This is a genomic window from Mesorhizobium sp. LNJC394B00, assembly GCF_000502555.1.
Taxonomy (GTDB): domain Bacteria; phylum Pseudomonadota; class Alphaproteobacteria; order Rhizobiales; family Rhizobiaceae; genus Mesorhizobium.
Genome location: NZ_AYWH01000023.1, coordinates 46,000 through 52,014 on the forward strand (window position 1 = coordinate 46,000; position 6,015 = coordinate 52,014).

Genomic DNA, 6,015 nt, shown 5'->3' on the forward strand with positions numbered 1-6,015 from the left:
TATGAGAACGCCACTCTGCGATCTGCTCGGCATCGAGGTGCCTATCGTCCTCGCGCCGATCATTGCCCCTTTAGGCGCACCGGCGGGGCCGCCCCTAGCGGCCGCCGTTAGTGAGGCCGGCGGGCTCGGGACGATAGCCCTTTGGCTTGCTGAGCTCGGAGTGCTGCGGACCCGTGTGCGGGAAATGAAGTCGCTCACCACAAAGCCATTTGCCGTCAATCTGCGACTGGATTTGGATCCTGACGTTCGCCTCGATGCCTGCCTCGAGGAAGGTGTCCGGATTATCTCTATGTTCTGGGGGGATCCGTCGGAACTGGCTCCACGGGCCAAGGCGAGCGGTGCGGTAGTGATGCAGACAGTTCGATCGGCCGATGAGGCACGGATGGCCGTCGATTGCGGGGTCGATGTGGTCGTTGCGCAAGGCTGGGAGGCTGGCGGCCACGTCTGGGGAACGGTCGCGACTATGGCCTTGGTTCCGACCGTGGTGGATGCGGTCGCGCCTGTTCCGGTGGTTGCGGCGGGCGGGATCGCTGACGGCCGGGGGATGGCCGCTGCACTCGCCCTTGGCGCCGCTGGTGTTTGGATCGGCACCCGGTTTATCGCCAGCGCCGAGGCCAACTTCCACGCCCGCTACCGCGAACGGCTGCTGGCCGCGTCGGAAACAGACACAATCTATCTCGAGAACCTTTTTGATGGCGGCCCTTGGAAAGATGCGCCCACGCGTGTGCTGCGCAACAAGACAGTGGCAGCATGGGAGGTTGCCGGGCGACCACCAGTTGGACAACGGCCCGGTGAGGGTGCCATTGTCGCGGTTTCAGCTTCAAGGGGCAACATCAAGCGCTACGCACCGGTGGCGCCGGTCATCGACGTGGAGGGTGACATCGACGCTTTGCCAATGTGGGCTGGCCAGGGAGTCGGGCTGGTTAAGAAAATTCAGCCGGCCGCGGAGATAGTTCGCGAAATCGCTGCTGAAGCGCAGTCGGTCCTAGCCCGGTTGGGAACGACAGGCGAGAACTGAGTGGTCGGCTTCGACCATGGCGTGCGATCGCCCGCCTGCCCATTGCCCGACGGAAGGCGTATCCCTCGCGAAGGTCGGCAACAGGGAACGCGGACACAATTCCACCTGAGCCGAATGTCTGCTTTCGGGAGACGACCAAGGACACTTCAATGGCCGACGTGAGGCGCATTGCGGTCCGGCAGCCTTGGGCCGACTGCGGACTTGCGGCTTCGAGGCCTGGAATGTGAGAAGCGGACGTTCAGGCGCTCCCCATGCATCGACGTGAACTGACCGATTGTGTTGAAGAGTCCGACGCACCGCGAAGTCACCACCGATAATAGAATCCCGTTCCACCCTGACGCCTTGCATGGAATCAGGATTCACTTGTGGGGTCTTTTCGGAACGCCACGGTACGCAAATGCCGTAGTTAGCCGCGACGCGGACTTTTTCAACAGTATCGAACCAATGCGGACATTTGCTTCCGGAACGGGGGCCGAGGTCCCTGGTTTGCAACCAGCCCTCCGCTGTCTTCCTAATGGAGGGCGTGCTAATGGTTAACTAGCTTGGGGATCAGGCCGATTTCAAATTTGATCGCTGGCGCGTGGGCGCCGAGCTGGCAAACATCTAGTAGTAATCCTGGAGGCGATCCCCGCCGCCTCGAAAGCGAGCAAGACGACATCACGACGAAGTAATCGAGGGATAGTTAACAGCCATAGGGCCGCGATAACGGCAGGGGCACAAATGACATTTCTGGTGCGCGTATGGCTAGCGTTGACGGTTGTTCTGGCAATTGTGGTTACTATCTTAGCGGTGCTGGTTAAGCTACAAAACGAGGCGGTGTATTCGCAGCTTGTGCGGCAACGACTTTCGGTCATTGCAGCGGCAACCGCCGCCCCCTTCCGGTCAGTCTCGGAACTTGGTCTCACGGTGGCGACGGTGCGCAATGCCCAAGAGCTGCTGAACCGGGCTTGGCAGACCGATCCCACGATTTCCAACATTGTTCTGCTTGATGCAGCCGGCGGAGTTATCCTTTCTGTTCCGGATGCTGCTGTTCCATTTAGCGCGCGCCAAATGGGTCGCGCAATGGAAGAGGGCNGAGTTATCCTTTCTGTTCCGGATGCTGCTGTTCCATTTAGCGCGCGCCAAATGGGTCGCGCAATGGAAGAGGGCTCCAACAGCCAGTGGGGTCTTGAGACTGCGACCGCGCTGATCAGCGGTGCCACCATAAAGGACGAGAACGACGAGCGGGCCGCTGCATTGGCAGTTATCTACCCGATGAACGAATTGCGGACCCACAATCGCCTTATCAGTTCGCAAATTTGGCTGTCGGCGCTGGCGCTTCTGACCGGATTCTCGACCCTAGCTTACGCCGCATTGCGCTATCGTCTGCGTCCGGCCATCCACACCCTCGACGACATCGCCAGCCATGCCGAAGACGACAGCACTTTGACTGCCGGCGACTTTGCCGATTTTCGAGCGACGCTCGCCGCGGGCACCGCAAAATACCGTTTGGCAACTACAAAACTTGCTGCGCTTATTGGGGCAGAGCGCGCGGAAGCTCCACCTGCGGGGCCACAGGATGCCGACGTCATCTCGGTTCCCGATAGCCCCATGGCTGTAACGGTGTCGCGACGGCTTACGGCGCTCATAGCCGTCCTGGTGCTGGGGATCACCGTATCGCTCGGCACTGTCGCCTACCGCAGCATCGATGACTCCTTTGCTCCCGAACTCGACAAGCGCACGAGGCTTATTGGCAGCATTGCCAATGATGCTATTGCCCGCACGCTTAAGGCGGGTGTGCCACTCGATATGATGGTCGGTGGACGCGAATTCTTCTCGTCCCTGCTTCGTGACTTTCCAGAAATTTCCTACTTCGCGCTGGTCACCAACCGACCCATTTTGGAGATGGGCACCCGCCCGCCCACCACGACGTCGGTGATGCTACAGGCAGGGACCGTCGTGCCGATCGTCGTCGACAACAAGCTGGTGGCCAATGTCGTCGTAATCAAGAACGCGGGATACCTTTCGCGTGAATTCCGCGATCTCATTCTCGACCTCCTGGTGGTGACGCTGGTGACAATCCTGTTGGCGGTTGAACTGGTCTCCTTGATGACCAATCACTCGCTAACCGGACCGTTGACCCGCCTCGACTACATCCTGAAGCTTCAGGCGGCCGGCGATTTCTCCCACCGCATCCTCGTGAGCGGGATTAGCGCCGTCGATAGGCTGGGCCAAGCCCTTTCCTTGCGTGCTGAGCGGCTTGCGGCAATGATGGCAGCCGCCCAGGAGCTACCCAAGGGCACCCGTGCCGTGCAACTGGAACCGGACTTCATTATACCGGCTGGCCGGCCGCTCATCATGAGATTTTGCAGTCTAGGCGATGTGCGACTTCCGCTTTTCCTCATCGCCGCGGCTGACTCATTTCCACTGTCGTTCTTTTCGCTTTATGTCCGGGATGCCGACAATCCGCTGACTTGGCTCAACCCAGGCATCGTTATCAGTTTGCCGCTCGCCGCCTATCTCACAGCCATTGTCTTCGGTTCGCCCTATGCGCGTCCGCTCGCGAAACGCTTCGGGCACCGCAACCTGTTCGTGTTTGCTTCCATCCCAGCGGCCCTCTCGAATTTTGGGTTCTTCATTTCCACCAATGTGCTCGAAATTATCTTTTTCTGTGTGTTCAGCGGCATTGGCTATGCTTTTGCTTCACTCTCTTGCCAGGACTACGTGATCGACGCTGCCCCAAAGGAACAGCGGGCCCAAGCGCTAGGGCTGTTCCACGTAGCGATGTTTGGCGGCTTCTATGCTGGAACGGCACTGGGGGGCGTGGTTGCCGACCGTCTGGGCGAGCGCAGCGTATTTCTGGTTTGTGCCGTCTTGATCGTTATCTCCGCAGCGATGATCTTGCGCATGCTCCCTGGCCCCACCCACGTTTCGGCGCTCACCGAGCAGGGCGGCCGCTCTAAGCTGCGGCAGTTGCTTGGAACAATTGCTGATGGCCAGTTCGCGACCCTGCTGTTTGGCATTATCTTGCCCCAAACGATCCTCGATCAGGTCTTCATCTCCTATCTCCTGTCGCTGCAGATGAACGCGTTGGGCGCCTCCACGGCCGATACCGGACGCCTGATGATGATCTACTTTCTGATGGTGATCCTGTCAGGGTCACTGTATGGGCGACTGCCTGCCGGCAGGATCTCGGCAGTGGGCATCACTGTCGCCGGAGCATTGCTTGGCGGAGTGACGCTGCTCGCAGCAGCGGCAGTTACCAACGGCTGGACAATGGTCGTTGCCGCAATCGGCACCGGCCTTGGCTACGGCCTGGTGAGCGGGCCGCAGACGGCCACGGTGATGGAACTTGCGGAAGGAAGGCTGGCCCATATCGGTTCGGAAAGGGTCCTTGGCGCTGTCAGGGTCATGGACCGAATTGGCAGCGTTGTGGGCCTCGTCGCGATCGCCGGCGTCGCTGGCAGTTTTGGCTATTCCGCCGCAATGGGCTTCATCGCCATCTTGGTGCTGGCCGGGGTTGGCTCGTATCTCATCTACCACGTGGCAAGCCACAGCTTGCCGATCATCGCAGGGAGGAAAGCATGAAATTGACATACCCTATGTTGGCCGGGGCCGCGCTAGCTTCTTGCCTCGTTCTTCCGCCTCGGGTCGAGGCGGCGGAGAAGACCGTTGTGATGATAACGTGGCTGGGCTGCGAGGATGTCTGCAAGGGCCTCAAGGACTCGCTTGAAGAAAAGAAAATTGATGTCAGTTTCGTCGTCGACGATGCGGCACAGGACAAGAGCAAGCTGCCCGACTTTGTCAAGGATGCACGCGACCGCAAGGCTGACGTGGTGGTCACCTGGGGCACCAAGACTACTCTAGGCATGGTCGGCACGTTGAAAGACCAGCAGAACAGCGATCTTCTCAATGACATCCCCGTGGTGTTCACCGTGGTAGCCGATCCGATCGGTGCGGGTATCATCGAAAGCTACGAAAAGACTGGCCGCGCCAATGTGACCGGTACCCGAAACCGAGTTCCCGAAAGCGTCAACATTAAGAGCATCAAGCGCTACCTGCCGAGCTTCGATCATCTCGGCCTCCTGTTCGACCGTAGTGAGCCCAACTCGGTGAAAAAGACGGAGGAACTGACAGCTTTGTCGGAAAAGATGAAGTTCAAATTCGACGCATTGCCACTGCCGGCGCTTGCCGATGGAACTCCGGATCCAGCCAAGCTCCCCCAGGCTGTCGCTCAGCTGAAGGCGGCCGGCGTGCAATTCGTCTACTTGGGCTCGAGCACCTTCCTTGAAAAGAATGCGGACGTCTTCACCGATGCTGCCGTGGCAAATGGTCTACCGGTGCTCAGCCCCTATGAGCATCTGGTCAGCGAATCCCGGGCGCTGATGTCGGTGGCCGCCCGCGACTACGACGTCGGCAAGCTGGCCGGCGAGCAGGTGGCCAAGATCCTGGCGGAGGGTGCCAAGCCTGGCGACATGCCTGTCGTCGCCATGGAGAAGTTCGCCTATGTGGTTAACATGAAGGTCGCTAAGAAACTCAACTTGTTTCCACCTGTCGAGTTCCTGCAATTCGTTGAGAAGGTGGAGTGACGCGAAGCGACTATCGCCGCACCCGCGACGCCCAGCGTGGTCGCCGGCAATGTCCGCTTAAAGGCAGTGACACAGTTAACTTTAATGACCGAGGTGAGGCGCATTGCGGTCCGGCAGCCTTGGGGCCGGGACCAGTAAGTCCGCTTGTGGTCAGTTAAGAACGACAGAGGCCGATCTCGACCCACATCAGCCATGCGGCAACATCCGGTTTCGCACAAGGCTAAGCCATGAGGGCAATGTCTTCAAAACGACGTGGTTGCATTATCGCTGTCCAGTAGGCCAAGCATGCTCGCATTCGAAACGCCAGTCGAATACGCTCAGCGAAGCTTTGAGCTAGGGAGGCAGGACAACCGCACATGGAGCGAAGGCTTACCGCGATCCTTGCTGCCGACGTGGTCGGCTACAGCACGCTCATGGGCGAGGATGAGG

The 6,015-nt window shown here is 59.5% G+C and carries 3 protein-coding genes; all 3 read left to right on the plus strand.

The genetic code is table 11. The features are described 5' to 3' along the window. The first annotated feature begins 1 nt into the window (after nucleotide 1). Nucleotides 2–1,018, plus strand: coding sequence for a nitronate monooxygenase (locus X751_RS135415; RefSeq protein ID WP_023746415.1), 1,017 nt, complete (start codon nucleotides 2–4; stop codon nucleotides 1,016–1,018). A gap of 720 nt (nucleotides 1,019–1,738) precedes the next feature. Continuing rightward, on the plus strand, nucleotides 1,739–4,585 hold the full coding sequence (locus X751_RS135410) for an MFS transporter (RefSeq protein WP_084558361.1): 2,847 nt from the start codon (nucleotides 1,739–1,741) through the stop codon (nucleotides 4,583–4,585). Then, nucleotides 4,582–5,586, plus strand: coding sequence for an ABC transporter substrate-binding protein (locus tag X751_RS135405; protein WP_084013687.1), 1,005 nt, complete (start codon nucleotides 4,582–4,584; stop codon nucleotides 5,584–5,586). The genes X751_RS135410 and X751_RS135405 overlap by 4 nt, the downstream gene beginning before the upstream one ends. The last annotated feature ends 429 nt before the right edge of the window (nucleotides 5,587–6,015 follow it).